The sequence below is a fragment of the Hyphomicrobium sp. genome (genome assembly GCF_036262015.1).
In the GTDB taxonomy this organism is placed as follows: Bacteria; Pseudomonadota; Alphaproteobacteria; order Rhizobiales; family Hyphomicrobiaceae; genus Hyphomicrobium_C.
Genome location: NZ_DATAJR010000008.1, coordinates 683,877 through 707,535, shown reverse-complemented (window position 1 = coordinate 707,535; position 23,659 = coordinate 683,877). Strand labels below are relative to the sequence as shown.

General features: G+C 62.6%; 21 protein-coding genes. 6 read left to right on the top strand and 15 right to left on the bottom strand.

The genetic code is table 11. From position 1 onward, the window contains the following. Positions 1 to 2: 2 nt before the first annotated feature. From VHO05_RS11845 to coxB, 12 genes are all read right to left on the bottom strand, one after another. Positions 3 to 3,863 carry an EAL domain-containing protein gene (locus VHO05_RS11845; RefSeq protein ID WP_329646786.1) on the bottom strand — a complete coding sequence of 1,287 codons (3,861 nt, stop codon included), beginning with the start codon at positions 3,861 to 3,863 and terminating at the stop codon, positions 3 to 5. Continuing rightward, positions 3,860 to 4,459: a GNAT family protein gene (locus VHO05_RS11840; RefSeq protein ID WP_329646785.1), complete on the bottom strand. Its 600-nt coding sequence runs from the start codon at positions 4,457 to 4,459 to the stop codon at positions 3,860 to 3,862. The genes VHO05_RS11845 and VHO05_RS11840 overlap by 4 nt, the downstream gene beginning before the upstream one ends. Further along, positions 4,459 to 5,754, bottom strand: coding sequence for a pitrilysin family protein (locus VHO05_RS11835; RefSeq protein WP_329646784.1), 1,296 nt, complete (start codon positions 5,752 to 5,754; stop codon positions 4,459 to 4,461). Before VHO05_RS11835 ends, VHO05_RS11840 begins: the two co-directional genes overlap by 1 nt. Further along, entirely contained in the window at positions 5,751 to 7,160 is a 1,410-nt protein-coding gene (gene thrC, locus VHO05_RS11830; RefSeq protein ID WP_329646783.1) for a threonine synthase, read from the bottom strand. Before thrC ends, VHO05_RS11835 begins: the two co-directional genes overlap by 4 nt. 128 nt (positions 7,161 to 7,288) lie before the next feature. Next, a complete protein-coding gene (locus tag VHO05_RS11825; protein WP_329646782.1) occupies positions 7,289 to 8,047 on the bottom strand; it encodes an SURF1 family protein in 759 nt (252 codons plus the stop codon). Position 8,048: 1 nt separating this feature from the next. Continuing rightward, positions 8,049 to 8,441 carry a DUF983 domain-containing protein gene (locus tag VHO05_RS11820; RefSeq protein ID WP_329646781.1) on the bottom strand — a complete coding sequence of 131 codons (393 nt, stop codon included), beginning with the start codon at positions 8,439 to 8,441 and terminating at the stop codon, positions 8,049 to 8,051. An 88-nt stretch (positions 8,442 to 8,529) separates the two neighbouring features. Beyond that, the gene (locus VHO05_RS11815; protein WP_329646780.1) at positions 8,530 to 9,489 is read right to left on the bottom strand and encodes a cytochrome c oxidase subunit 3; all 960 of its coding nucleotides are present in this window, start codon (positions 9,487 to 9,489) and stop codon (positions 8,530 to 8,532) included. Positions 9,490 to 9,693: 204 nt separating this feature from the next. Beyond that, positions 9,694 to 10,323, bottom strand: a complete 630-nt coding sequence (locus tag VHO05_RS11810) for a cytochrome c oxidase assembly protein (protein ID WP_329646779.1) — start codon at positions 10,321 to 10,323, stop codon at positions 9,694 to 9,696. Between the two features lie 23 nt (positions 10,324 to 10,346). Continuing rightward, positions 10,347 to 10,517: a hypothetical protein gene (locus tag VHO05_RS11805; RefSeq protein WP_329647538.1), complete on the bottom strand. Its 171-nt coding sequence runs from the start codon at positions 10,515 to 10,517 to the stop codon at positions 10,347 to 10,349. Positions 10,518 to 10,527: 10 nt separating this feature from the next. After that, positions 10,528 to 11,457: a heme o synthase gene (locus VHO05_RS11800; RefSeq protein WP_329646778.1), complete on the bottom strand. Its 930-nt coding sequence runs from the start codon at positions 11,455 to 11,457 to the stop codon at positions 10,528 to 10,530. A gap of 163 nt (positions 11,458 to 11,620) precedes the next feature. Further along, positions 11,621 to 13,243 (bottom strand): cytochrome c oxidase subunit I, encoded by a 1,623-nt coding sequence (gene ctaD / locus VHO05_RS11795; protein WP_329646777.1) that lies wholly within the window; start codon positions 13,241 to 13,243, stop codon positions 11,621 to 11,623. Between the two features lie 85 nt (positions 13,244 to 13,328). Next, positions 13,329 to 14,246 carry a cytochrome c oxidase subunit II gene (gene coxB / locus VHO05_RS11790; RefSeq protein ID WP_414653777.1) on the bottom strand — a complete coding sequence of 306 codons (918 nt, stop codon included), beginning with the start codon at positions 14,244 to 14,246 and terminating at the stop codon, positions 13,329 to 13,331. A 593-nt stretch (positions 14,247 to 14,839) separates the two neighbouring features. On the opposite strand from coxB, the gene VHO05_RS11785 reads away from it, so the two are divergent. Then, on the top strand, positions 14,840 to 15,352 hold the full coding sequence (locus VHO05_RS11785; RefSeq protein WP_329646775.1) for an invasion associated locus B family protein: 513 nt from the start codon (positions 14,840 to 14,842) through the stop codon (positions 15,350 to 15,352). Between the two features lie 71 nt (positions 15,353 to 15,423). Here the strand turns inward: VHO05_RS11785 and VHO05_RS11780 are convergent, their stop codons facing one another. After that, positions 15,424 to 15,927 (bottom strand): hypothetical protein, encoded by a 504-nt coding sequence (locus VHO05_RS11780; protein WP_329646774.1) that lies wholly within the window; start codon positions 15,925 to 15,927, stop codon positions 15,424 to 15,426. Between the two features lie 279 nt (positions 15,928 to 16,206). Between VHO05_RS11780 and VHO05_RS11775 the strand changes: the two genes are divergently transcribed. Next, the gene (locus VHO05_RS11775; protein WP_329646773.1) at positions 16,207 to 18,204 is read left to right on the top strand and encodes a PhoX family phosphatase; all 1,998 of its coding nucleotides are present in this window, start codon (positions 16,207 to 16,209) and stop codon (positions 18,202 to 18,204) included. Between the two features lie 50 nt (positions 18,205 to 18,254). On the opposite strand, the gene VHO05_RS11770 is transcribed toward VHO05_RS11775, so the two are convergent. Continuing rightward, the gene (locus VHO05_RS11770; RefSeq protein WP_329646772.1) at positions 18,255 to 18,545 is read right to left on the bottom strand and encodes a hypothetical protein; all 291 of its coding nucleotides are present in this window, start codon (positions 18,543 to 18,545) and stop codon (positions 18,255 to 18,257) included. A gap of 381 nt (positions 18,546 to 18,926) precedes the next feature. Here VHO05_RS11770 and bioB point away from each other — a divergent pair, with 381 nt between their 5' ends. The 4 genes from bioB to VHO05_RS11750 are packed head-to-tail and all read left to right on the top strand — an operon-like array spanning position 18,927 to position 23,009. Continuing rightward, entirely contained in the window at positions 18,927 to 20,015 is a 1,089-nt protein-coding gene (gene bioB / locus VHO05_RS11765; RefSeq protein WP_329646771.1) for a biotin synthase BioB, read from the top strand. Beyond that, on the top strand, positions 19,988 to 21,121 hold the full coding sequence (locus VHO05_RS11760) for an 8-amino-7-oxononanoate synthase (RefSeq protein ID WP_329646770.1): 1,134 nt from the start codon (positions 19,988 to 19,990) through the stop codon (positions 21,119 to 21,121). The genes bioB and VHO05_RS11760 overlap by 28 nt, the downstream gene beginning before the upstream one ends. Continuing rightward, entirely contained in the window at positions 21,118 to 21,744 is a 627-nt protein-coding gene (gene bioD / locus VHO05_RS11755) for a dethiobiotin synthase (RefSeq protein WP_329646769.1), read from the top strand. The genes VHO05_RS11760 and bioD overlap by 4 nt, the downstream gene beginning before the upstream one ends. Continuing rightward, on the top strand, positions 21,744 to 23,009 hold the full coding sequence (locus VHO05_RS11750; protein ID WP_329646768.1) for an adenosylmethionine--8-amino-7-oxononanoate transaminase: 1,266 nt from the start codon (positions 21,744 to 21,746) through the stop codon (positions 23,007 to 23,009). Before bioD ends, VHO05_RS11750 begins: the two co-directional genes overlap by 1 nt. On the opposite strand, the gene VHO05_RS11745 is transcribed toward VHO05_RS11750, so the two are convergent. Beyond that, positions 22,993 to 23,658, bottom strand: a complete 666-nt coding sequence (locus tag VHO05_RS11745) for a thiopurine S-methyltransferase (RefSeq protein ID WP_329646767.1) — start codon at positions 23,656 to 23,658, stop codon at positions 22,993 to 22,995. The genes VHO05_RS11750 and VHO05_RS11745 overlap by 17 nt on opposite strands. Position 23,659 lies beyond the last annotated feature (1 nt).

Genomic DNA, 23,659 nt, shown 5'->3' with positions numbered 1-23,659 from the left:
ACTCAGTTGGTTTTTCGGGAAACGCCCGCGAGGCGCGCGAGGCTCTCCGCTATCGCGGGCGGAAGGTTGGAGAAATCTGGCTCCGGACGCGCAGGTCCTGCACGCGAGGGAACGGGTGTGACCGAAGCCGGCCGAACAGGTGCGGCGGGCCGCGGTGAAGCAGGCGCGGAAGAGACAGCCTGTGCCGGAGGCGTGCTCAAAGGCGGCGGGAACGGCACCGGTCCATTGGCGGCGGGTCCCAACGCAGGCGGCGGCGCAGGCTGAACCAGGATGGGTTTTGCCGGAACGTCGGGCAATTGCGGTGGCATCGGCGGAACGGGCGCCGGCAACGCAGCAGCGATCGGGAGCGGTGGAGGCGCACCATTTGAAAGCGGCGGCGGTGGCGGTGCCGGACCGCGCAACGGCAGGTCTTGGGGGCCGGTTGGAGCAGGCCCCTTGAGCCCAGGTGGTGCCGCTTGAGGCGGCCGTGAGGGCGCGGGTCCAATTGGCCGCGCCGCACCGGGCGAACCAGCGACATCAGGAAGAACATCGGCAAGGCGTGTATGCAGCGGGGCCTGTGCCGCGATCGGCAGAGGGGGCGCGACGCCAACGGGCGGCGGTGGTCCTTTGGACGGACTCATCGGGGGCGGCAGACCCGAAGATTGTGCAGCGAGTGGTGGCACGACGGGCTCCGGCGGAACTCCGTTGTTTACAGTCGGCCGTGCACGACCACGACGCTGCGGCGAAGCCGATCCAGCCTCCGCATGGGTCGGGCTCGGATGCGACGAGCCATTCACGTGCACTGCGCCGCCGCTTCCATTGACAACCGCAGTCGGCGCAGCTTCGCCAGCCTGTGCAGGCACTGCACCGTCCCCCTTGTGAGCGGCAGCTTGCTTGGCAGCCTTCTTCTTGTTCTTCGGACGGAACACGCCAACCGGCTTGTGCTTGTTCTCGGATGCACGAACTGTCGCGAGCATCTGCAGGACATCGCCGTCCGCGATCGCATCACCGCAGTACTGCCCAAGCGCGTACTCGGCGCCGATCGAGCGTAGGAAACTGACCTCGTTTGCCGCGTCGACGCCTTTCGCCAGGACTTTCTTTCCGAGCTCGTGGGCAAGCGCCACCATCGAGCGGAGGAGAACGCTGTCGTTGCCCCCCTTCACGGCGCCGGCCTGCATGATCGCTTGATCGATCTTCACGGTGTCGAAGGGCAATCGTTCGAGATAGGACAGCGACGAGTAGCCCGTGCCAAACTCATCAAGAACGATTTCGGCGCCCGCCCCTCGCAACCATCCGAGCAACTCCGTGGCTTGCTCGGGATTTTCCAAAACGACCTGTTCTGTCACCTCGATGCGCAGCGAGCCACGCGCCACAACGGTGCGTCCAAGGATGTGCCGCACTTCCTGAATGACGTCCTGCCTGAACAAATGCCGGCACGAGATATTGACGCTGGCAAACAACGGCGTGTCGGAACGCGGAAACTCCTTCTGCCAAGTCAGAACATCGCGCGCGGCCCTTTGCAGAAGATAGGTGCCAAGCTTCGCAAGCAGGTCCGTGTCATCGGAGAACGGCGCGAAGGCCGCAGGATCGATGGGACCGAGCTTTGGATGATCCCAGCGCGCAACGGCCTCGAAACCGGCCAGTTCCTCTGTCGGCAAATAGATGACGGGATAGTAGGCAACCTTGAGCTGGTTCTTTTCCATCGCCCGCCGCAGGTCCGCCTCAAGCGCGTTGCGATCCTCTTGGTCGCCTCGCATCTCGGGCGCAAAGACCTCGATACGATCCGCTCCGGCGCGCTTGGCTCGGAACATGGCAATCTCGGCCTTCTTCAGAAGATCCGCGTGGCTGGTCTCGGCGCCATCGTAAACGGCGATGCCGATCGAGCCCGTAAGAACGATTTCCTGTCCAGCGATCTTGATGGGCGAGCGCAGCGACCGGCGGATCCGCTCAGCGTGTTGCGCGAGTTCGGCCACGGGCTGGTCCGCAAGCAACATGAGAGCGAAGCGGTCGCCACCGATGCGCCCGAGCGTATCATTGGGACCGAGGTGGCGCTGCAGACGGCGAGCAATGGTGAGCAGGAGGCTGTCGCCGAGCACCAATCCCAACGACGAATTGAGGTTGGTGAACTTGTCGATGTCGATGATGAGCACCGTCGGACGAATCTGCGGTTCCGACTTGGCGCGCCCCATCGCGACCTCGAGCCGGTCGAGCAGAAGCTCGCGGTTTGGCAAGCCGGTCAGACCGTCGTGAACGGCGTCGTGCAGAAGGCGTTCCTGCGCGCGCTTGGTGTCGGTCACATCGCGCAGCAGACCCACGCACTTAAAGGAGCGCGGATCGCTGCCAGGTACGCCCGCCGCTTCAAGCTCGAACCAGCGGTAGTTGTTGTCGGCCTGCCGCAGGCGGAAATCGCAGCAGATCTTTCCGTCGCGGCGCTCTTGAACCGTAAACAGCGCCAGCCGGAAGCGCTCGCGATCCGAAGGATGCAGATGGCGCATGAACTCATCGGTACGCGTGGAAAGATCGCCCGGAGAGAGCCCGAGCAACGTCTCGACGGCCGTGCTGACCTTCACCTCGTCGCGCCGTGCGTTCCACTCCCACACGGCGGCGCCCGAAGCATCGACCGCAATCGAGCGCGCCTGCAGCTCCGAGGGAGCCGCGCCATAGTGCGGCTCGACCGACCGGAACGCGTACTGCGTCACCGTAAAACCAATCGATAGCAGGATCAGAACCAACCCCGAGACCAAGCCGAAGACGACAACGTCGCCGGACAGCTTGCCCGTGAGAGCGACACCCGCGCCGAAGATCCAGACCAGGAACAGGATCCACGTCGGAATAAGCGACAAGGCGCGATCCTGACCGCGGAGCGCGAGGAATAGGATGAGACCGGTTCCGGTTAGACCAATGAAGACGAAGGACAGTCGGGCAAAGGTCGCGGCCAGCCGCGGATCGATGATCGCGACCGCAATAAGCGAGAACTGCGCGAGCAGCCACACCGTGATCAGCATCCGGATCAGGCCGTGCCACAACGCGAGCCGGAGAAAGACATGAAGGAATACGACGAGACTTGCGGCTAGAGCTGCCTCGGCCGCGGCGCGATAGACCGCGTTCGCCTCAGGCTTCAACTGAAACAGCTTGTGGAAGAAGCCGAAGTCCACACACAGATAGGCGAGCGCACACCACGCGACGAGCGCAGAGGCCGGAAACACGAGCTTATGGTTGGCGGCGAAGATCGCGGTCAGGAAGATGGCCATCAGGCCCGTCAGACCGAGCAAGACGCCGTTGAACAGCTGCCGATCCGAGATCTTGATTTCGTAGTCGAGCGGCTTCCAGAGATGGAGACGCGTGAAGCGCTCGGACGAGAGCTCGGCCACATAGGTGATGGTCTGCCCAGGCTCGAGCGTAATGCGGAAGAGATCTGCGCGATCGCTTTTGATGCGCTCGGGCACGAAGCCGATAGAAGGCGTCACGGCCTCGATACGCCGCGCATCGAGATCCGGCCACACGACACCGGAACCGATCACGCTGTAGCGCTCAGCCGAAAGCCAGCGCTCAACGGGTTTGTCTGTCGGATTCGTGAGGGCGAAGACGATCCAGTTGGGGTTGGTACCCGGCGTCGTCGCGGCAACGGACATGCGGCTCGCGAGACCATCGGCACCCGCAGCCGTCTCGACCTGCAGGCTGTCGCCGCGAGCTTCGTAAAGATCGCCGAGCGTCGTGATCTCGACGCGTCCCTGATCGGAGCCGATCTCGATCGCCTTGAGCGCGAGGGCATGATCCGGACGCGCGACCAGCACCAAGAGGAGCACGAGCAGGAATGCGCTGAGCTGCTGCACAACACTTGCCGCTATCCGCCCGCGCGCTGTCCGCCCCCACGCCACACTCACGGCCCGCTCCCCCGGATCATCCAATCCTCGGCAAGCATCGCGAACAGGAGATGGTCCTGCCACGAGCCGTTGATCTTGAGATAGCGCCGCGCCAAACCTTCCTCGCTGAAGCCGGCGCGCCTCAATACGCTGACAGACCGGGTGTTGGAGGGTTGCGCGGCTGCTTCGATGCGGTGCAAGCGCAAAGGCTCGAAGGCGTGCGGAAGCACGGCGCGAACGGCCGCCGTCATGTGCCCGCTGCCGACGAACGGTGTGCCGAGCCAGTAGCCGAGCATGGCCGACTGGGTGACGCCGCGCCGCACGTTTGACAGGGTCAATCCGCCCATCAGGCGGTCCGTTTCGGGCTCGAAGATCAGGAAGGCATAGCCGAGGTCGTCGCGCGCCTCGCGTTGGTAGTGTTTGACGCGACGCCGGTACGCACTTTTGGTGAGGTCATCGCGCGGCCACGCCGGCTCCCAGGGCACCAGATGCGCGCGACTCATGGCGCGGAGTTCGGCCCAGGGCCCATAGTCGCTCATCTGAGGCGGACGCAGCCAGACGCCGCGGCCTTGAACCACCGCCCACTCCGACGAGTTTCCGGCCCTCAGGAACGCCATCAGGCTGTCTGTGCCTCCGAGCTGACCGAACCGCGGCCCATGCGTTGCGCGGCCTGCACCGCGAGCCGCTCCGAAACCTTGCCCGCTCCAACAACGGCGACAGAAGGTCGGCGCGCGAGAAGACGCTGCGCGAAAAGACCGACATCTTCGATGCTCACGGCGTCGACGTTACGGATGAGCTCGTCGCTTCCGATTATACGTCCGTGAATCAACATCTGTCGCGCCATCTGCTCGGCACGAGCCGAAGACGACTCGAGACTCATTAGCAGCCCGGCCTTGAGCTGGGCTTTCGCACGATGCAGCTCCGCCGCCGACGCGCCGTTGCGCGCCACGTCCTCCAGTTCGGCGCCCGTCACGTCGATAAGGCTGGCCATAAGCTCCGTTCCTGTCGCCGCGTGCACCGCGAGAAGGCCAGTGTCCCCGAGGCCCCATGCGGATGAGTAGATCGAATAGCAAAGCCCCCTTTTCTCCCGGGCCTCTTGGAAGAGGCGGGACGACATCCCGCCACCGAAGAGTCCCGAGAAAACCTGGGCCGTAAAATATTCCGGGTCGTGATAGGAAGGTCCCTCGAATGCGAGCACGAGATGGCTCTGCTCGAAACGCTTGTGATGCCAACGGGTACCGCCCTGGTAGTCAGCCCGCTCCTGTTTCTTGATTCCATCCGAAGTGAGCCCTCCGAATAGGGCTTCAGCGTGGCGGACCAGGGGATCGTGGTGAATAGCCCCAGCTGCTGCCAACACCATGTCCTGCGGACGATAAGTGGACCTGAGGAACACGGAAAGATCAGCCGACGAGAAGCGCCGAACGTTGGCCGCGGGTCCCAGGATTGCCCGCCCGACGGCCTGGCCAGGATATGCGGCCTCGTTGATCATCTCGAAAGCGATATCGTCCGGCATATCCTGCGTCGCGGCAATTTCCTGCAGGATGACCTCGCGCTCGCGCTCCAGCTCATCCTGAGAAAACCTCGAATTGAGCAGAATGTCGGCCAGCAGCTCGAGCGCGACGCCTTCGTCGCCTTTCAGAACTCGCGCGAAATAGGCGGTCGTCTCGAGCCCCGTCGCCGCGTTCAATTCCCCGCCAACGGCCTCAATTTCCTCGGCGATCGCCTGCGCCGTTCGCGAGGCCGTGCCCTTGAAGGACATATGCTCGAGAAAATGCGAGATGCCATTCTCCTCGAGCGCCTCGTGACGAGAGCCGACCCCGACCCAGATGCCGAGCGAGGTCGTCTCGAGATGGGGCATCGTGTGGGTGACCACGGTGAGACCATTCGCGAGCCGCGAGATCTCTTCCGTCATAGCGCACCCGCGGAGGCTGAGCGCACCGTGCCCTCGACGAAGGCCTTGACCGCCCCGAGATCGTTTTCGAGCACAGGGAAGCGTTCCGGATCCGTGAGCAACGTTGCGAGCCGCGGCGGCAGCCCAGGCCGTTCGCCCGTGATGCGCTCCATCGCATCCGGAAACTTCGCCGGATGGGCCGTCGAAAGCACGATACCCGGCACCTGCGGCGGCACGTCCGACCGTTCGAGTGCGACCAGCCCACAGGCTGTGTGCGGATCCATCAGATAGCTGCTACCGGCCTTTGTCCGCCGGATCGCATCGGCGACGTCGGTCTCGTTGGCGGCAAACGCTTTGAACTCGTTCGAGAAGGCCTGAGCCGTGGGTCCGAGTTCGAAGCGCCGGCCCTGCGCAAGTGTGCCCATGATGCCCCGAATGAAACCGGCATCGCGGCCCGACGCTTCGAATAGGTAGCGCTCGAAGTTGGACGAGATCTGAATGTCCATCGAGGGCGACGAGGTCTCGACGACCTCGCGCATCTCGTAGAAGCCCGTAGCGTGTGCGCGCGGCAGAATGTCGTTGGCATTCGACGCAATGACGAGGCGTTCGATCGGAAGGCCCATGCGCTTCGCGACCCACCCGGCGAGAATATCGCCGAAATTGCCCGTCGGAACGGCAAAGCTCATCGGCCGGTGCGGGCTGCCGAGAGCTGCGGCCGCGACGAAGTAGTAGGTCACCTGCGCAACAATGCGCGCCCAGTTGATCGAGTTTACACCCGAAAGGCTCATGCGATCGCGGAACGCATGATCGTTGAACATCGCTTTCACGAGCGCCTGGCAATCGTCGAACGTGCCTTTGATCGCTACCGCGTGAACGTTGGCTTCGGTCGGCGTCGTCATCATGCGCCGCTGCACATCCGAGACACGACCGTCCGGGAACAGGATGACGACATCGACGCGCTTAGACGATCGGAAGGCCTCGATGGCCGCCCCGCCTGTATCACCCGACGTCGCGCCGACGATCGTCGCGCGCTGAGCGCGTCGGGCAAGCGCATGGTCCATGAGGCGCGCAAGAAGCTGCATCGCAACGTCTTTGAACGCCAGTGTCGGCCCATGGAAGAGCTCCAGCACCCACCTGTTGCGATCGATCTGCACGAGCGGGGTCACCGCGAGATGATCGAACCGGCCATAAGCCTCCCGTGCCATGGCAAGCAACGTGGCCTTGTCGATGGAGCCTCCGACGAACGGGGCCATCACTTCGACGGCCACCTCGGCAAACGGCTTGCCGGCGAACGAGGAAATCGTGTCCGAAGACAACGTCGGCCAGACCTGCGGCACGTAGAGCCCGCCGTCACGTGCGAGACCCTGCAGCAAAACATCCTCAAACGAGAGAGAGGCAGCTTCGCCCCGGGTCGAGATATAGGTCACGAGCCTGATGTCCTGGGTTGTAGCGCCGCCGTCATTTGGTACTGGCGTGTGGCGGCCGGCAATTCATAACTGACACGGTATCTATGGCTGTAATGGCACCCTTGCAGGGGATCAAGCAAAGGACGCGATTAACGGGGCGCGCGCAGCCGCGTCCATGCGAAGGCCGCAAACACGGCCACAAGCGTCACCGCCAGCCCGAACCAAGTCAGTGCGTATTCGAGATGACGGTTCGGAATGTCGAGACGCGTGACACCCCCCTTGGGCCACGCGCCCGGATTGGCCGGCGCAGCCGCCGCATCGATGAAAAGGGGTAGAACGCGGGCCCGATCCTGCTCGGAACCTAGCGAAGCCGTCATGCCCGTAAGATCCCGCCAGTACCACATATTACGGGTCTGATCCGGATCGGGCTCGAACCACCCCCTCACGCCCGGCTTGCGGAGGAGACCCCGCACCGTCACCTGGCCCTCGATCTGTCCGGCGGAGCGGCTGGAGGAGCTCTTCAGTGCATCGGGCACGAAGCCGCGATTGACGAAGACGATGTTACCGCCCTCCGTCTCGAACGGCGTATAGACGTGCCAGCCGAAATCGCCGCCGTCTGTCGCAAAGAGGTGGCGCTCGTCCTGATGCCGAAAATGACCGGTGACGGAAACCGGCCAATACTCCTTGCCACTGAGCGACTTCCAGGCACCGGCAGGATGCTCGAGCGGCGCAGGCTCTTTTCCAACGCCCTCCGAGATCGACGCGATCAAAGCTTCCTTCCAGGCCAGACGTTCGACCTGCCAGATCCCGAGCCCGATCAGGAGGGGAAGCGCCAACACCGTCATCAGGGTTGCCGGGATGAGGCTGCGGAGACGCGTCTTCACGTCGTCAGGTTGGGGCGTTGCCATGTCAGTCCTTCGCCAGCCGGCCCTCTTCCGCCTTGTGGTGCCATTGCAGCGCTGTCAGCATCGCCTTCAGAAAGCGCAGAAGGACGAAGGCCAAGAGTGGCGTAAGCAGACCCCACAACACCACGTGAACCCAGACCGCCGGCTCATACCGGAATTCCACGAACAGCGCCAAGCCGAGCACCACGAAACCCAGGATCAGGATCGCGAACACCGCAGGCCCGTCACCGGTATCGATGAACTTGTAGTCGAGGCCACAACCGGTGCAGCCAGAGCGAAGCAGAAGACCGTTGCGGAATAGCGGACCGTGACCGCAGCGCGGGCAGCGGGCGAGCAGTCCCGCAACAAGTGGAGAAACCGATCTTCCCCCATCCCTATGCGCACTCTCGCCGGTCATGGCCTCGCCCTCGTTACCTATCCAATGAGCAAGGGGCCGGGCTGATAAGTCCCGACCCCCCGCTTGTTTCAAGACTGCTTCGGTCTTGTTAGTGCGCGGCACCTGCGTTGGCGCCAGCACCCCACACGTAGATGGCAGCGAACAGGAAGAGCCAGACCACGTCGACGAAGTGCCAATACCAGGCAGCAGCCTCGAAGCCGAAATGCTGCTGCGGCGTGAAGGCGCCACGGATTGCACGGATCAAGCACACCAGCAGGAAGATGGTGCCGATGATGACGTGTGCGCCGTGGAAACCGGTCGCCATGAAGAAGGCCGAGCCATAAGCATGACCGCCGAAAGTGAAGGCAGCATGCATGTACTCGTAGGCCTGGAAGCCCGAGAAGATCAGGCCGAGCAAGACCGTAAGCAGCAGGCCGAGAACGAGGCCGCGGCGATCGTTCTTGAGCAGCGCGTGGTGCGCCCAGGTAACCGTCACGCCCGAGGTCAAAAGGATCAGCGTATTGACGAGCGGAATGCCCCACGGATCGAACGTGCCCTTGAAGTAGCCGTTGACCGGAGCACCCGTCGCCGGGATGACGGCCTCGGTGGATTCGACCGGAACCGGCGGCCACTGCCCACCGAACAGCTCATTCCGCTGCACCATGCCGACAGCTTCTTTCATGTTGTCGATCGTGTGCACGTCGGCCGGGAAGAAGGCGAAGTCGAAGTAGGCCCAGAACCAGGCCACGAAGAACATCACCTCCGAGGCGATGAACAGGAGCACGCCGTAGCGAAGATGAAGCTGAACGACCGGCGTATGATCGCCTCGGTTGGCTTCGATGATGACGTCGCGCCACCAGAGCGCTGCAACGGTCGCGAGAGCAGCAAAGCCAGCCGCGAAAAGCCACGGACCGTGCATGCCGAACAGGCCTGCCGCGCCTTCGCCGAGCGAGCGCATCCAGACGATGGCGCCGACGGCGGTGACGAAAGCCGAAAGCGAAGCCGCAAGCGGCCATGGGCTCGGATCGAGCAGGTGATAGTCGTGTTGCTTGCCGTGCGCTTGGGCCATATTCGGTCTCCGTAGTCCCCGTTCGCTTGTTCCCCCGGCCGCACCACGAACCGGAACCAATGGTCCAATCCGTGTCTCGGCCCGTCGTTTAACCCGGATGCTCGAAAGCTCCGGGGTCTCGCAGTCCCAGGCACCGCTTGGATCGGACCCTGGGTCTTGAACTCGACTTCCGCGGTACGCCGGATTACGGCGCCCCAAAAAACATCAACCTCCCTGCCTTACGTCCTTCGGCTTGAGCTCGGCTTTCGCGCCAGCCGTCTGATAGAACGTATAGGAGAGCGTGATTTCCTTGATCGCCGACGCATCCCGATCCTCGAGCATCGACGGATCGACGAAGAACGAGAGCGGCATCTCAACGCTTTCGCCTGGAGCGAGCGTCTGCTCGGTAAAGCAGAAACATTCAATCTTGCCGAAGTAGGCGCCAGCCGCATCGGGAGAAACGTTGTAGCTCGCGGTGCCCTTGATCGTTTCGCCCGACGTATTGTGCGCCTTGTAGAATGCGAGCGCGTTCTCGCCGATCTTGACCTCGATAGTCCGCTGAGCGGGCTGAAACTCCCAGGGCATGCCCGGCGCCACATTGGCATCGAAACGAATTGTAATCGTCCGGTTGAGCGCAGCATCCGGAGCCTTCTCGGCACGCATCGGCGTGCCGCCATACCCCGTCACCTGGCAGAAGATCCGGTACAGCGGAACGGCCGCCCACGTCAGGGCACCCATGGCGAGGAGTGCGGCAAGGCAATACAGAACGACACCGCGGTTCGTCCCGCGGCGAACCGGGTCCGGCTTCGGCTGTCCGGCCGGTGCGTTTCCGTCGTTTTGCTTGCCTGTCGTCACATCAACTCCAACCGATAGCCGGCCTAGTTAGCGTGGTTGCCCATACGAACGATCGTTGCCGCGTAAAACAGCAGCACAAGGAACCCGAGCCCGAGTGCGATAGCGAGCGAACGCAGCCGCTGACGCTTCACGCGTTTCTGTTCCTCATCCAATTCGTTCGTCACCATGACCTCACGTGCTTCGCTGTATCCCACGCCACGCACCCTAGAGCAGCCTGAGTGCGAGGTGCTCGCCGAGGATCACGGCGAACAGCAGGAACAGATAGAAGATCGAAAACCCGAAGAGCTGCTTCGCCGCGTGATCGCCTTCACGGCCTTCCCGGACACGCCAAACCTTAACTGCAAGGTAGAGGAAAATGGCACCGAGCACGACCGACGTGATCGCGTACAGGATGCCACCGAGCCCGATGAAGTAAGGCACCACGGCAAGCGGCGTGAGCAACAGCGAATAGAGCAGGATCTGCCGACGGGTCTCGTCGGGACCCGCCACAACCGGCAGCATCGGCACACCGACGCGCTCGTAGTCGCGGCAACGATAGAGCGCCAGCGCCCAGAAGTGCGGCGGCGTCCACATGAAGATAATGAGGAACAGAACGACGCTTTCGACGGTGACTGTCCCAGTGACCGCCGCCCAGCCGATCATCGGAGGAAAAGAGCCGGCCGCGCCGCCGATGACGATGTTCTGCGGCGTCCGGCGCTTGAGCCACATCGTGTAGAAAAAGACGTAATAGGCGATCGTGAGCGCCAACAGCCCACCGGCGACCCAATTGACGAGCACACCGAGCGTCAGAACCGACATGACCGACAGCACAGAGCCGAAGGCCAGGGCTTCATCGGGTGTCACGCGTCCGCGCGGAATGGGGCGCGCAGCCGTTCGCGCCATGCGCGCATCGATGTCGGCGTCGTACCACATGTTGAGCGCGCCGGACGCACCTGCGCCGACGGCAATGCAGAGAACGGCAATGATGGCGAGAACAGGGTGCAGCTCGCCCGGAGCAGCAAATAGGCCCGCAAGCGAAGTAAACACCACGAGCGACATGACGCGCGGCTTCATCAGTTCGATGAAGTCGCCGACCGAAGGCTCCGAACTCGTAGCCGAGCGGTGAAGTGCGCTGTCCGCTGTTAGTCCTGCCATTGTCTCCAAGCCTCCCGCCGCGAGTTAGCCCCGCTGGTAATGCACGCAATTCTTCGTTGCGGTCTCGACGTGGCGGTGGGCGGTTTCTCCGCCCACCGGAACGATAGTCTGACTGGAACGAAGAGCGGAGCTTCCGTCTCCGCTTCTTCGTCCTTGGTCTCGCTTAGTGGTGCGAGCTGCTCGAGATGCGCGGCAGGGTCTCGAACGAGTGGTAAGCCGGCGGCGACGTCAGGGTCCACTCGAGCGTCGTTGCACCCGGACCCCACGGATTGTTGCCAGCCGGAACCTTGCGTGCGAGCGCCACAAAGATGCCGATGAAGAACGTCAGCGTGCCAACAGCCGTGATGTACGAGCCGATCGACGACACATGGTTCCAGAACGCATAGGCATCCGGATAGTCAACGTAGCGGCGCGGCATGCCGGCGAGGCCGAGGAAATGCTGCGGGAAGAACAGCACGTTCGCACCGATGAAGGTGATCCAGAAGTGCAGCTTGCCCCAGAACTCCGAGTACATGTAGCCGGTCATCTTCGGGAACCAGTAGTAGTATCCGGCGAAGATTGAGAACACGGCGCCGAGCGACAGCACGTAGTGGAAGTGCGCAACGACGTAGTAGGTGTCGTGCAGCGCACGGTCGACGCCGGCGTTGGCCAACATGACGCCAGTGACACCACCAATTGTGAACAGGACGATGAAGCCGAGCGCCCAGATCATGGGCACGCGGAACTGCAACGACCCGCCCCACATCGTGGCGATCCACGAGAAGATCTTAACACCTGTCGGAACAGCGATGACCATCGTTGCGAACACGAAGTAGGCCTGCGTATTCACGCTGATACCGGCGGCGTACATGTGGTGCGCCCACACGATGAAGCCGACGAGACCGATCGCAACCATGGCATAGGCCATGCCGAGGTAGCCGAAAATGGGCTTCCGCGAGAACGTAGAGATGATGTGGCTGACGATGCCGAAGCCCGGCAAAATCATGATGTAGACTTCCGGATGCCCGAAGAACCAGAAGAGATGCTGGTACAGGATCGGGTCGCCGCCGCCTGCCGGCGAGAAGAACGTCGTACCGAAGTTGCGGTCCGTGAGCAGCATCGTGATCGCGCCGGCGAGCACCGGAAGCGACAACAGAAGCAGGAACGCCGTAATCAGTACTGCCCAGGCAAAGAGCGGCATCTTATGCAGCGTCATGCCCGGAGCGCGCATGTTGAAGATGGTGGTGATGAAGTTGATGGCGCCGAGGATCGACGAAGCGCCCGCGATGTGCAGCGCGAGGATCGCGAAGTCTACGGCCGGCCCGGGATGGCCGGAGGTCGACAGCGGTGCATAGATCGTCCAGCCGGCACCGACGCCGTGCATGCCAGACGGTCCCTCGACGAACATCGAGATGAGCAGCAGCGTGAGCGCGACCGGCAGCAGCCAGAACGAAATATTGTTCATGCGCGGGAACGCCATGTCGGGCGCACCGATCATCAACGGGACGAACCAGTTGCCGAAACCGCCCATCGTCGCGGGCATGACCATGAAGAACACCATGATGAGACCATGGCCGGTCACGAACACGTTGAACATGTGCGGGTTAGAGAAGAACTGCATCCCCGGCTCGGCGAGCTCAAGACGCATCGCGACGGACAAGCCGCCACCGATGATGCCCGAGATCATCGCGAAGATCAGGTACATCGTTCCGATGTCTTTGTGGTTCGTCGAGAAGAGCCAACGACGCCAGCCCGTTGGGGCGTGGTCGTGATCGTCGTGGCCGGCGTGTGCGGTGGTGCTACCCATTGTATGTGACCCTTGTTGACCTGGGTGTTTCCATTCCTGAGCTCAGGCGAGGCAGCCGCCGCGGAGGCAGCTGCCTTCTCGCGCCCTAGCGTGCTTGAGCCGAGCTGGCGTCGGCAGTCGTCTTAACGCCGGCCTGCTCGAGTGCCACCTTGTCGAGGATCTCGCGCGCCTTCTTCTTGTCCTTCGCCTGCATAGCGGCGGCCCACTCGTTGAACACACCCTCGTTCACGACGCGCACGGCGATCGGCATGAAGGCATGGTTGAGACCGCAGAGCTCCGAGCACTGGCCGTAGAACATGCCTTCCTTCTCGGACTGGAACCACGTCGAGGTCAGGCGGCCCGGCACGGCGTCGATCTTGGAGCCGAAGGACTGCACCGTCCAGTTATGGATCACGTCGTTGCTCGTTACGAGCACGTGCACGACCTTATTCACCGGCACCACAATCTCGTTGTCCACCGAGAGAAGACGCGGCGAAGGAATGCCCTTCTGATTGCGCTCCGCGACCTCTTCGTCGGTCAGCATGTTCGACGTGATGGTGAAGTTGCCGTAGTCCGGATACTCATGCTCCCAGAACCAAGCATTGCCGATGGCTTTGATCGTGAGATCGGGCTTCGGATAAGTGTACTGGTTCATCAAGAGCTTGAACGAAGGGATCGCAATAACCACCAGGATCAGGATGGGGATTACCGTCCAGGCCACTTCGAGCAGCGTGTGATGCGTAGTCGTGCTGGGGGTGGGATTGCTCTTCTCACGGAAGCGGAACATCACGTAACCGAGCAGAATGATAACGAAGATCGTGATCGCAACGATGACGGTGTTCGTGAGATCGTAGAAAGCGTGCAGTTCATGAGCGATCGGCGTGGCCGCCTGCTGCAACCCCATCTGCTTGGGGAGCGGCTGGCCAAGGCCGTTCTGGGCCAAAGCCGACGCCGGCGCCAAGAGCAGGGCCACAAGCCCGGCCAGTGCCGCCTGAGGGCCACATTTTAGAATCCATTTCAGCATTAAATCCGCTCCCCGGTTCCGTGTCCCGGCAACTGTGCCGGGAATCTCCCTGATGTCGGTCGTTTCGATCTTGCCGATCGCTTGCCCGGCGGCACTCGCCAAGCCGGCGGGACCACTCGACAACCCCGTCTCGCGGCATCCCGTCGACAAGAATGCACGCGGGTTCGGCAGCGTCCCCCCAAACCGACACACAGCACAATCGTCAAACTCGGCTCAAGTCAAGTTTTGTGCGTCATAACTACGCGTTGATGTGCACTCCTTAGGGTATCGCCGTATTGCAACGCAACATCGCACCCGTCTGGAGACTTCACGTCGAGAGGTAGTCTTTGCGGTGAAGAAGCGTGCGCTGCAAGCCCGTCGAGTCCCACTTTGGCCTTTTTCCTCGCCGAGACGAACGGACTGCGCTAGTGCCAACGAGCGCCGAATGCAGGGACCCTTCGGCGCAAGCATCCGAACCCATCAAGGAACGACCAACGTCCATGGCAACTCCCGTCGGCCGGCTGACAAGCATCCTGTCGAGAGCACGGAGGGGCATGCTGTGCCTCTTGTGCACTGCGTTAGGCATTGGCTTAACGGGACTGGAGAACACGGGATTGAATCCCATCGGACGCGCACTTGCAGGCGCAGCCGATGGAGCCGGAGAATCAAAGCAGGCCCCCCTGCCGCCCCAGCTCGCAGGTGGCACAGTCAAAGGGCAGTACGGAGATTGGCAGTACGTCTGCAAGCCGCCGCCGGCCGGTGCCAAGAATGAAATTTGCGCACTCGTCCAAAGCGTGACCGCCGAAGACCGTAAGAACGTCGGTCTCACGATCTATTTCCAAAAGTTCTCGAACGGCACGAAAGTGCTTCGCGTCTTTGCGCCTGTTGGAGTGCTTCTGCCGCCGGGGATCGGCCTCAAGGTGGACGGCGTCGACATTGGACACGCGCCGTTCCTGCGCTGCCATACCTTCGCGTGCTACGCGCAGGTGACCGTAGAGGACAAGCTGATCGAGCAGCTCAAAACCGGCAAGACCGCAATCTTCATCATCTTCCAGAGCGAGGAAGCGGGCATCGGAATCCCGATCTCGCTCGCGGGCTTTAGCGATGGGCTGACGGCCCTCAACTAAAGCCGCTTAAAGCCGCGGCTCCGCAACCCGTCACACCATGCGGCGGGTTGACCGATCGCCATCGCGATCTATCAGGCTACGCGGCGCTGCTGCTTGCCCGCGGTATCTTGCCGAGGCGAAACAGCGTTGCTCTCTTTGGAGCCGGTGCCGTTGAAATTGATGTAATCGCGCTCGAACTTGCCAGCTTCGGAGAGCGAAAACGGCAGCGCCTGTCCGCAAGCCTCACCGATTTTCACCGCGCACGTCCGGTATTGTTCGGCCGCCGTCCGCCAGAACGCCAACTGCTCGTTGAGAAGGTCCTGAGGTGAGCGGCACTGCGCGAGGCGTGTCGGCACTTGCATGTAAGCCTGCGTGCGCCGGTTCATCAGACCGAGCACCTCGACCTGACAGCGCGCCGCAGCCTTCAGCGGCGCAGTAGCTTGAGAAACCGCAATTTGCGGATCAAAGCCGAATGAACCTGCACCATTCAGCGGCAGTTTCATCTGGCCCAAATTCTCAAGAGCTGAAAAGTAATTTTGAAAGAGTGCGCCGAACGGACCAAAAGCGTTCGGATCCATGCCCGCTTGAGTACCCATCGCTTAACTCCCTACATGGGGATCCGGACTGCGTGGCCCGGATCCTAGTGATCGCAGCCTAAAACACGGTGCGTTGCGATTGCAAATGATCAGGATCAAACAGATAAAAAGAAGTCCATAACGAAATGTTGATAAGATATGCACCGTTTATTTTATAGGCGTGCGTGTGCAAACCCCCTCCGGATTTTTTGCTTTTGAACGCTGCGGATGCGCCGTCATGAGAAAGTGACATAGGCCCGCTAGAGGAGTTCTAAATCTGAACTCTCCGGAACCCATTCCATGTCGCATTCGCCGCTGCCGCCTTCTGTCGCGTTCGAAGAAGCTGAGAACAAAGGCTCCAACCCGAGCATAACGCCGACGATTGGCGACATCATTGCGACCCGCTTGTCGCGCAGAGATCTCGTCAAAGGATTTGCCGCTGTCACCGTCGCGGCCGAAATCGTGTGGCCCGACGCGCTCGCCGCCGCTCCGAGTTCCGAACCGGCGACACCGGGTACGTCCTTCAATTTCACCGAGCTTGCGGTTCAGCCCGCGTCCGAGACGCACCACGTCGCCGAAGGATACGATGCCGACATCCTGATCCGCTGGGGCGATGCCGTCCTCGCGGATGCGCCGCCGTTTGCGCCCGGCAAGCCGGACGCTGCCGCGCAAATGAAGCAGTTCGGCTACAACAACGATTTCATCGGATACATCCCGCTGGAGGGCCGGTCGGACCACGGCCTCCTCGTCGTCAATCACGAGTACACCAACGGCGAACTGATGCTGCCCGGCCTCGCGCCGCGGAGCGACAAGGACAACACGTTCGCCGGCATCACGCGCGAGATCGTCGATGCGGAGATGATGGCCCACGGCGGCTCGGTCATCGAGATCAAGCGGGAGAACGGCAAATGGTCCGCCGTTCCCAACTCGAAGTTCGCGCGCCGCATCACGGCCGACACCGAAATCAGGATCTCCGGCCCTGCAGCCGGTCACGTGCGCATGAAGACGTCGGCTGATCCCACGGGAACGCGCGTCCGCGGCATGATCAACAACTGCGCTGGCGGCATCACGCCGTGGGGCACCTGGCTCACCTGCGAGGAGAACTTCAACGGCTACTTCTGGAGCAAGAGCGCGGTCGAACCGATCACCGACGAGGCCCGCGCGCTCCGTCGTTACGGCGCTCCGGCCGAGTGGTACGCATGGGGCCGCTTCCACGATCGCTTCGACGTCCTGAAAGAGCCGAACGAACCGAACCGGTTCGGCTGGGTCGTGGAAATCGATCCTATGGACCCCACGTCGACGCCGAAGAAGCGCACAGCGCTCGGCCGCTTCAAGCATGAAGGCGCAGGCAACATCATAAACAGCGACGGCCGCTTCGTTGTCTACCAGGGTGACGACGAGCGCTTCGACTACGTCTACCGCTTCGTGACCGACGGAAAGGTCGACCAAGAGAACCGCGCCGCCAATAAAGATCTTCTCGACACCGGCCTTCTGTCGGTCGCCCGCTTCCACGCCGACGGCACGGGTGAATGGCTGCCCCTCGTGCACGGACAGCCCAACAAGGACGGCCAAGTTTGGCTGAGCGAAGCGAACGGCTTCAAGGATCAGGGTGACGTGCTGATCCGCGCCCGCCTCGCCGCGGACATCCTCGGCGCCACACGCATGGACCGCCCGGAAGATACGGACGTCAATCCGAAGACCGGAAAAGTCTACGTCATGCTAACCAACAACGCGAAGCGCAAGGCGGCGGAGACGGACGCCGCCAATCCCCGCGCTGAAAATCTCTTCGGCCACATCATTGAGATCACGCCTGCGGACGGCGATCACACGGCGCCAACCTTTACCTGGGAAATCCTCATCAAATGTGGATCGCCCGCCGTTGCAGAAGTCGGCGCCGCGTTCAATCCCGCCACCTCTGAAAACGGCTGGTTCGGCATGCCGGACAATTGCACCGTGGATGCGGATGGCCGCCTCTGGGTCGCGACCGACGGAAACTCCCCGAAGAAGACCGGACGCGCCGACGGAATATGGGCCGTCGAAACGGAAGGTCCTGGGCGCGGCACGGCGCGCTGCTTCTTTCAGGTGCCGATCGGAGCCGAGATGTGCGGCCCGTGCTTCACGCCGGACCTCGAAACGTTTTTCGTCGCCGTCCAGCACCCCGGCGAAACCGAGGACGATGGCGCCCTCTCGACGTTCGAAACGCCAAACACGCGGTGGCCGGATTTCAAGGACGGCATGCCGCCACGCCCGTCTGTCGTCGCCATTACGCGCAAGGGCGGCGGAAAAATCGCAAGCTGATCGCAAATACCGGCCGCGGCACCCAGCCCCGGCCGGTTCGACTCGGAGGGCTACGTAGCAAACTTCGCCTTTAGGAACCCGAGCACGAGCGCGGTCAGCGCTCCGCTGACGCCGCCGGTCGCGAAACCTGTGACGATCGCGTTGATGTCGAGTCCGGATGCAGCAGCAGCGCCGCCCAGTCCAAGCAACGGACCGAGCAACTGGCCGCCGATGCCACCGCCCAATGCGCCGGCAATCGTATTACCCAGTGTTCCGAGAGCGTCGTTTTTGGTGGCTGCAGCAGCGGCGTTTCCGCCGATTGCCCCACTCGCAGCTTGAATAAGCAAAGACGTGAGGTCCATGGGAGTCTCCCCAAAATATAGATTTGAGATGAAATCGCCCCAAATCATTTGAGCATTGTCAGCCTTCCCCAAGTTCTGACCCAGCGCAAGTTGAGACTTCAGTAAACGGACATCTATAACGAATATCTATAGTTGGACACGTGGAGGAGCCCGTTCTGTCCTCCCGCTGCCCTGCAGCAAATTGAGCCTTGCGGTCCCATCCCTCCGCGGTGCAAACATCGTGCGGAGGATCTTCGTTCGGGCACGCGGCCACTCAGGCGCGCACTCGAGAAGAAAAATCGTTTTACTACAGATGCTTAAATGTCATCCGAGCCGGCCGGCCCAGCGAGTGATAGAAACGCGCTCAGGCCCGGTTTGAGCCGGAATGAGGAGAGACCCTCGATGAACGTGCACGTCGTCCCGATGGCCACGCCCGCCCTGGACCAGGTCCGTCATAACTGGACCCGGGCCGAAGCGCAGGCCATCTACGACCTTCCCTTCAACGATCTCCTCTTCCGCGCGGCAACGGTCCAGCGCACGCATTTCGACCCCAACAGGGTCCAGCTTGCGCGTCTGCTCTCGATCAAAACTGGCGGCTGCGCCGAGGATTGCGGCTACTGCAGCCAGTCCGCCCATCACGCCTCGGGCCTCAAGGCCTCGAAGCTGATGGAAGTGCAGCGCGTGATTGACGAAGCCAAGAAGGCCAAGGCGCAAGGCGCGACCCGCTACTGCATGGGCGCGGCTTGGCGCTCCCCGAAGAGCCGCGACATGGACTCAGTCGTCGCCATGGTCGAGGGCGTCAAAGCACTCGGCATGGAAACGTGCATGACGCTCGGCATGCTCTCCGATACCGACGTGGCCCAGCTCAAGGACGCCGGCCTCGACTACTACAATCACAACATCGATACTTCCGAGCGCTACTACTCCGAGATCATCAAGACGCGGACCTTCGCGGATCGCCTCGATACGCTGTCGCGCGTCCGCGAAGCAGGCATCAAGGTCTGCTCGGGTGGCATCGTCGGTCTCGGCGAGACGGACGAGGACCGTATCGACATGCTGGTCACGCTTGCCAACCTCGATGAGCATCCGGAAAGCGTGCCGATCAACATGCTGATCCCCATTCCGGGCACACCGCTTGAGAACCGCAAGAAGGTCGATCCCATCGCGTTCGTTCGCGTTATCGCGCTCGCACGCATCATGATGCCAACCTCGTTCGTGCGCCTGTCCGCCGGCCGCACCGAGATGAGCGAAGAAATGCAGGCGATGTGCTTCTTCGCCGGCGCCAACTCGATCTTCTGTGGCGATACGCTACTGACTGCCGACAACCCCGGCGAAGACAAGGATCAGGCGCTGTTCCGGAAGCTCGGCATCGAGCCAATGGCTCTCGAAAACGATCCGGATGTCGAAGCCAGCGCAGAGAACGCCACGGAGCACGCCGGCTGCGGCTGCACCGGACACACATCATGTCAGACAGCCACGAGCGCGCGCTAAAGGCGCTGGAGCGTCGCGGACGCCTGCGCGAGCTCAGCGCCCGCCAAGGCATCGACTTCTCGTCCAATGACTATTTGGGGCTCGCCAACTCGCGCGAGCTTTCAGAAGCCGTGGCGATGGCCCTCGATCGCGGCGTTGCCATCGGGGCGGGCGGCTCGCGCCTGCTCAGGGGCAACGATCCCGAGCACGAGGCACTCGAATCTGAAGCCCAAGCCTTCTTCGGCGCAGAGAGCTGCCTCTACTTCGGCGGCGGCTTTGTCGCCAACTACGCTCTGTTTTCGACGCTCCCGGCGCGCGGCGACCTTGTCGTCCATGATGCCTTGATCCACGCCAGCGTCATCGACGGCATGCGTGCCGGAAAGGCGACGATCGCGTCCGCCATCCACAACGACGCGCAGAGCTTCGACGACGCGATCACGCACTGGCGAGCCGAAGGTGGCACAGGTCGCCCTTGGATCGCGGTCGAAAGCCTATACTCGATGGACGGCGACCAGGTACCACTCGCGGACCTCATTGCCGTCGCACGGCGTCATGACGGCTACCTCGTCGTCGATGAGGCACACGCCACTGGCGTTCTCGGCCCTGACGGACGCGGGCTCGCTCACGCCCTCGAAGGCGCGCCCGACGTCATCTCCCTCCACACCTGTGGCAAAGCCCTGGGCGCGAGCGGCGCGATGCTTCTCACATCACGCACCCTGCGCGACTATCTCGTCAATCGCGCGCGTCCTTTCATTTACGCCACCGCGCCGTCGCCGCTGATGGCCGCAGCGGTCCGCGCCGCCCTCGGCATCATGCGCGACGCCCCGTCACGCCGCGAGCGCCTTGCGAGCCTCGTCGCGTTCGCCGGCCGCGAGCTCGAGCGCCGCTGCGGGATCACCCCCTCGGGTTCTCACATTCAGCCCGTGATTCTCGGCGCCGATGACCGCGCTGTTTCCGTCGCAAAGGCCTTGGTGGCCGAGGGCTTCGACGTGCGCGCCGTACGGCCACCAACTGTACCCGAGGGCACCGCCCGACTGCGCGTCTCGCTGACCCTCAACGCTGGCGAGGAAGCGACGTCGCGTATGCTCGACGCGCTGGCCGCCATCCTTGCGCGAGCCACAGCATGACCCAAGGCGTGATTGTCACCGGAACCGACACCGACGTCGGCAAAACCGTGTTCGCGGCCGCGCTAGCTGCAGCCCTCGGCGCGACCTACTGGAAGCCCATCCAATGCGGCCTTGAAGGCGGTGGCGACACCACGCGCGTGAGCGCGCTGTCGGGCCTGCCACCAGACCGCATTCACTCTGAAGTCTACCGGCTCGCGATGGCAGCCTCACCGCATCGCGCGGCCGAGGCCGAAGGCCTTGAGATCAGCCTCGCCAAGCTCAAGCTGCCTGAGGTTGCCGGCCCCCTCGTCGTGGAAGGCGCCGGCGGTCTTATGGTGCCGATCAACCGTCAGAGCCTGATGATCGATCTGTTCGCATCCTGGCGTTTGCCGGTCATCCTCGTTGCTCGCACGGCGCTCGGCACCATCAACCACAGCCTGCTTTCGATTGAAGCCCTCAACGGCCGCAATATTCCGATCCTCGGTATTGCTTTTGTCGGCGATGAGAATCTCGACACGGAGCGTACCATCGTCGAGATGGGGAACGTGCGACGGCTCGGCCGCCTGCCGCACCTCTCTCCGCTGACGCGTGACAGCCTGCGGGCCGCGTTTCAGGCTCAGTTCCGCCCGGAGGAATTGAGCTGATGGCACGCAATACGGTTTGGCACCCCTTTACACAGCACGCGCTGGAGCCTCCGCCCGTCAAAATTGCGCGTGGCAAAGGGGCCTGGCTCGAAACCCAGGACAATAGGCGCATCTTCGACGGCATTTCGTCCTGGTGGGTCATTACCCACGGCCATCGCCATCCCGCGATAACGGCGGCCGTCCATGACCAGATCGACAAGCTCGATCAGGTGATCTTCGCGGGCTGCACACACGAGCCGGCCGAAACCCTCGCCGAGAAGCTGATCGATGTCGCTCCTCGCGGCCTCGCCCACGTCTTCTATTCGGACAGCGGTTCGACCGCGGTCGAGGTCGCGCTCAAAATGGCGCTCGGCTATTGGCGCAACATCGGGCAGGCAAAGACGCGCATTGCGGCTCTCGAGCACGGTTACCATGGCGACACCATCGGAACGATGTCGGCGGGCGCGCGCGGCGTATTCAACGCCGCTTACGAACCATTGCTCTTCGATGTCATCCACATCCCGTTCCCGCACCCTGGCCGCGAGCAGGAGACGCTGGACGCACTTGACGCCGCAGGACGGGACGGTTCGCTCGCGGCCTTCATCACCGAGCCACTGATCCTCGGCGCGGGCGGCATGCTGATCTATAGCGCCGACGTACTGGCTGAAATGAAGCGCGTCTGCGAGCGCCACAACGCGCTCTTTATTGCCGACGAAGTCATGACGGGCTGGGGCCGTACGGGAACCCTCTTCGCGTGCACGCAGGCCGGAATCTCGCCGGACATTCTCTGCGTGGCCAAAGGACTGACAGGCGGATCGTTGCCACTTGCCGCGACGTTAGCCACCCCACGCATCTTCGACGCCCACTATTCGCAGGACCGTTCCCGCACCTTCTTCCACTCGTCGAGCTTTACGGCAAATCCCGTATGCTGCGCGGCGGCGCTCGCCAATCTCGCGACTTGGCAAACCGAACCCGTCCCCGAACGCGTTGCCAAGCTCGCAAAGATCCAGGACGAGCATCTCGCGAGCTTTGCCGCCGATCCCCATTTCGAGAACCCGCGCCGCATCGGCACCATCACGGCCCTCGACCTCAAGGTTTCGGATGGCGGCTATCTGGCGTCCGCAAATATCGCGTTGCGGACGCATTTTCTGAGCCACGGGATTCTGCTTCGGCCGCTCGGAAACACGATCTACGTCATGCCCCCGTACTGTTCGACCGCAGCCGATCTCGCCCTCGTCTACGACGCCATTCGCTCGGCGCCCGCGGCGATCAAGGCTTCCGTCTGAGAACGTAGGCAACCTCCTCGAGGGCGGTGACACCGCGCACTTTGAGGTTCTGGCTCTGCTCAAGCCCATCCCGGCTCTCCAAGAGGCCAATCGAATGCGTGGCCGCGAAGATCGACGCGACCTGGGCCAACGGAGTGGAGAACGGAGGTCCTGGGATCTGCCCCTCCGGATAGGTGAGACTGGTCAGAAGAATGGGTGCCGACGCGGGAAGAAGCTCGGCAAGTTTCTGCGCGTATCGGCCCTGAAGACCCGCAGGCAGAGCAACCAGAGCAGCCCGATCGTAGGCCCCTGCAGCGTCGCGCGTCGCCTCCGCAGGAAGCTTGAAGAAATCGCCGCACCAGATCGTGAACGGCCCGGACGAGCGCACGATGAAGTCGCCAACCTTGCGGGTATCGGCTTCCATGCCCTGCTCGCGGAAAAAATCATCCACGGCCAAGGGCGACAACTCCACCCCGACCACGCGATGCCCTGCTGCCGCGAGCCACACCATATCGCGGCTCTTGCCGCACAAAGGCACGAACACAGTCGTCCCGATTGCAAGGTCGAGCTTAGGCCAATGGCGCGTTAGGAAATCGTGTACTTCGTCGCGATGGAAGCCGGTTTCACCCTTCTCCCAGCGCTGGATCCAGAAATCCGCTGTTGACGGCATC

Bases quoted from the DNA above. Each gene is read 5' to 3' on its own strand.
- VHO05_RS11840 (WP_329646785.1), bottom strand. From the start codon at position 4,459: ATGGCGTTCCTGAGGGCCGGAAACTCGTCGGAGTGGGCGGTGGTTCAA.
- VHO05_RS11835 (WP_329646784.1), bottom strand. From the start codon at position 5,754: ATGACGGAAGAGATCTCGCGGCTCGCGAATGGTCTCACCGTGGTCACC.
- VHO05_RS11825 (WP_329646782.1), bottom strand. From the start codon at position 8,047: ATGGCAACGCCCCAACCTGACGACGTGAAGACGCGTCTCCGCAGCCTC.
- VHO05_RS11820 (WP_329646781.1), bottom strand. From the start codon at position 8,441: ATGACCGGCGAGAGTGCGCATAGGGATGGGGGAAGATCGGTTTCTCCA.
- VHO05_RS11815 (WP_329646780.1), bottom strand. From the start codon at position 9,489: ATGGCCCAAGCGCACGGCAAGCAACACGACTATCACCTGCTCGATCCG.
- VHO05_RS11800 (WP_329646778.1), bottom strand. From the start codon at position 11,457: ATGGCAGGACTAACAGCGGACAGCGCACTTCACCGCTCGGCTACGAGT.
- ctaD (WP_329646777.1), bottom strand. From the start codon at position 13,243: ATGGGTAGCACCACCGCACACGCCGGCCACGACGATCACGACCACGCC.
- coxB (WP_414653777.1), bottom strand. From the start codon at position 14,246: ATGCTGAAATGGATTCTAAAATGTGGCCCTCAGGCGGCACTGGCCGGG.
- VHO05_RS11780 (WP_329646774.1), bottom strand. From the start codon at position 15,927: ATGGGTACTCAAGCGGGCATGGATCCGAACGCTTTTGGTCCGTTCGGC.
- VHO05_RS11775 (WP_329646773.1), top strand. From the start codon at position 16,207: ATGTCGCATTCGCCGCTGCCGCCTTCTGTCGCGTTCGAAGAAGCTGAG.
- VHO05_RS11770 (WP_329646772.1), bottom strand. From the start codon at position 18,545: ATGGACCTCACGTCTTTGCTTATTCAAGCTGCGAGTGGGGCAATCGGC.
- bioB (WP_329646771.1), top strand. From the start codon at position 18,927: ATGAACGTGCACGTCGTCCCGATGGCCACGCCCGCCCTGGACCAGGTC.
- VHO05_RS11760 (WP_329646770.1), top strand. From the start codon at position 19,988: ATGTCAGACAGCCACGAGCGCGCGCTAAAGGCGCTGGAGCGTCGCGGA.
- bioD (WP_329646769.1), top strand. From the start codon at position 21,118: ATGACCCAAGGCGTGATTGTCACCGGAACCGACACCGACGTCGGCAAA.
- VHO05_RS11750 (WP_329646768.1), top strand. From the start codon at position 21,744: ATGGCACGCAATACGGTTTGGCACCCCTTTACACAGCACGCGCTGGAG.
- VHO05_RS11745 (WP_329646767.1), bottom strand. From the start codon at position 23,658: ATGCCGTCAACAGCGGATTTCTGGATCCAGCGCTGGGAGAAGGGTGAA.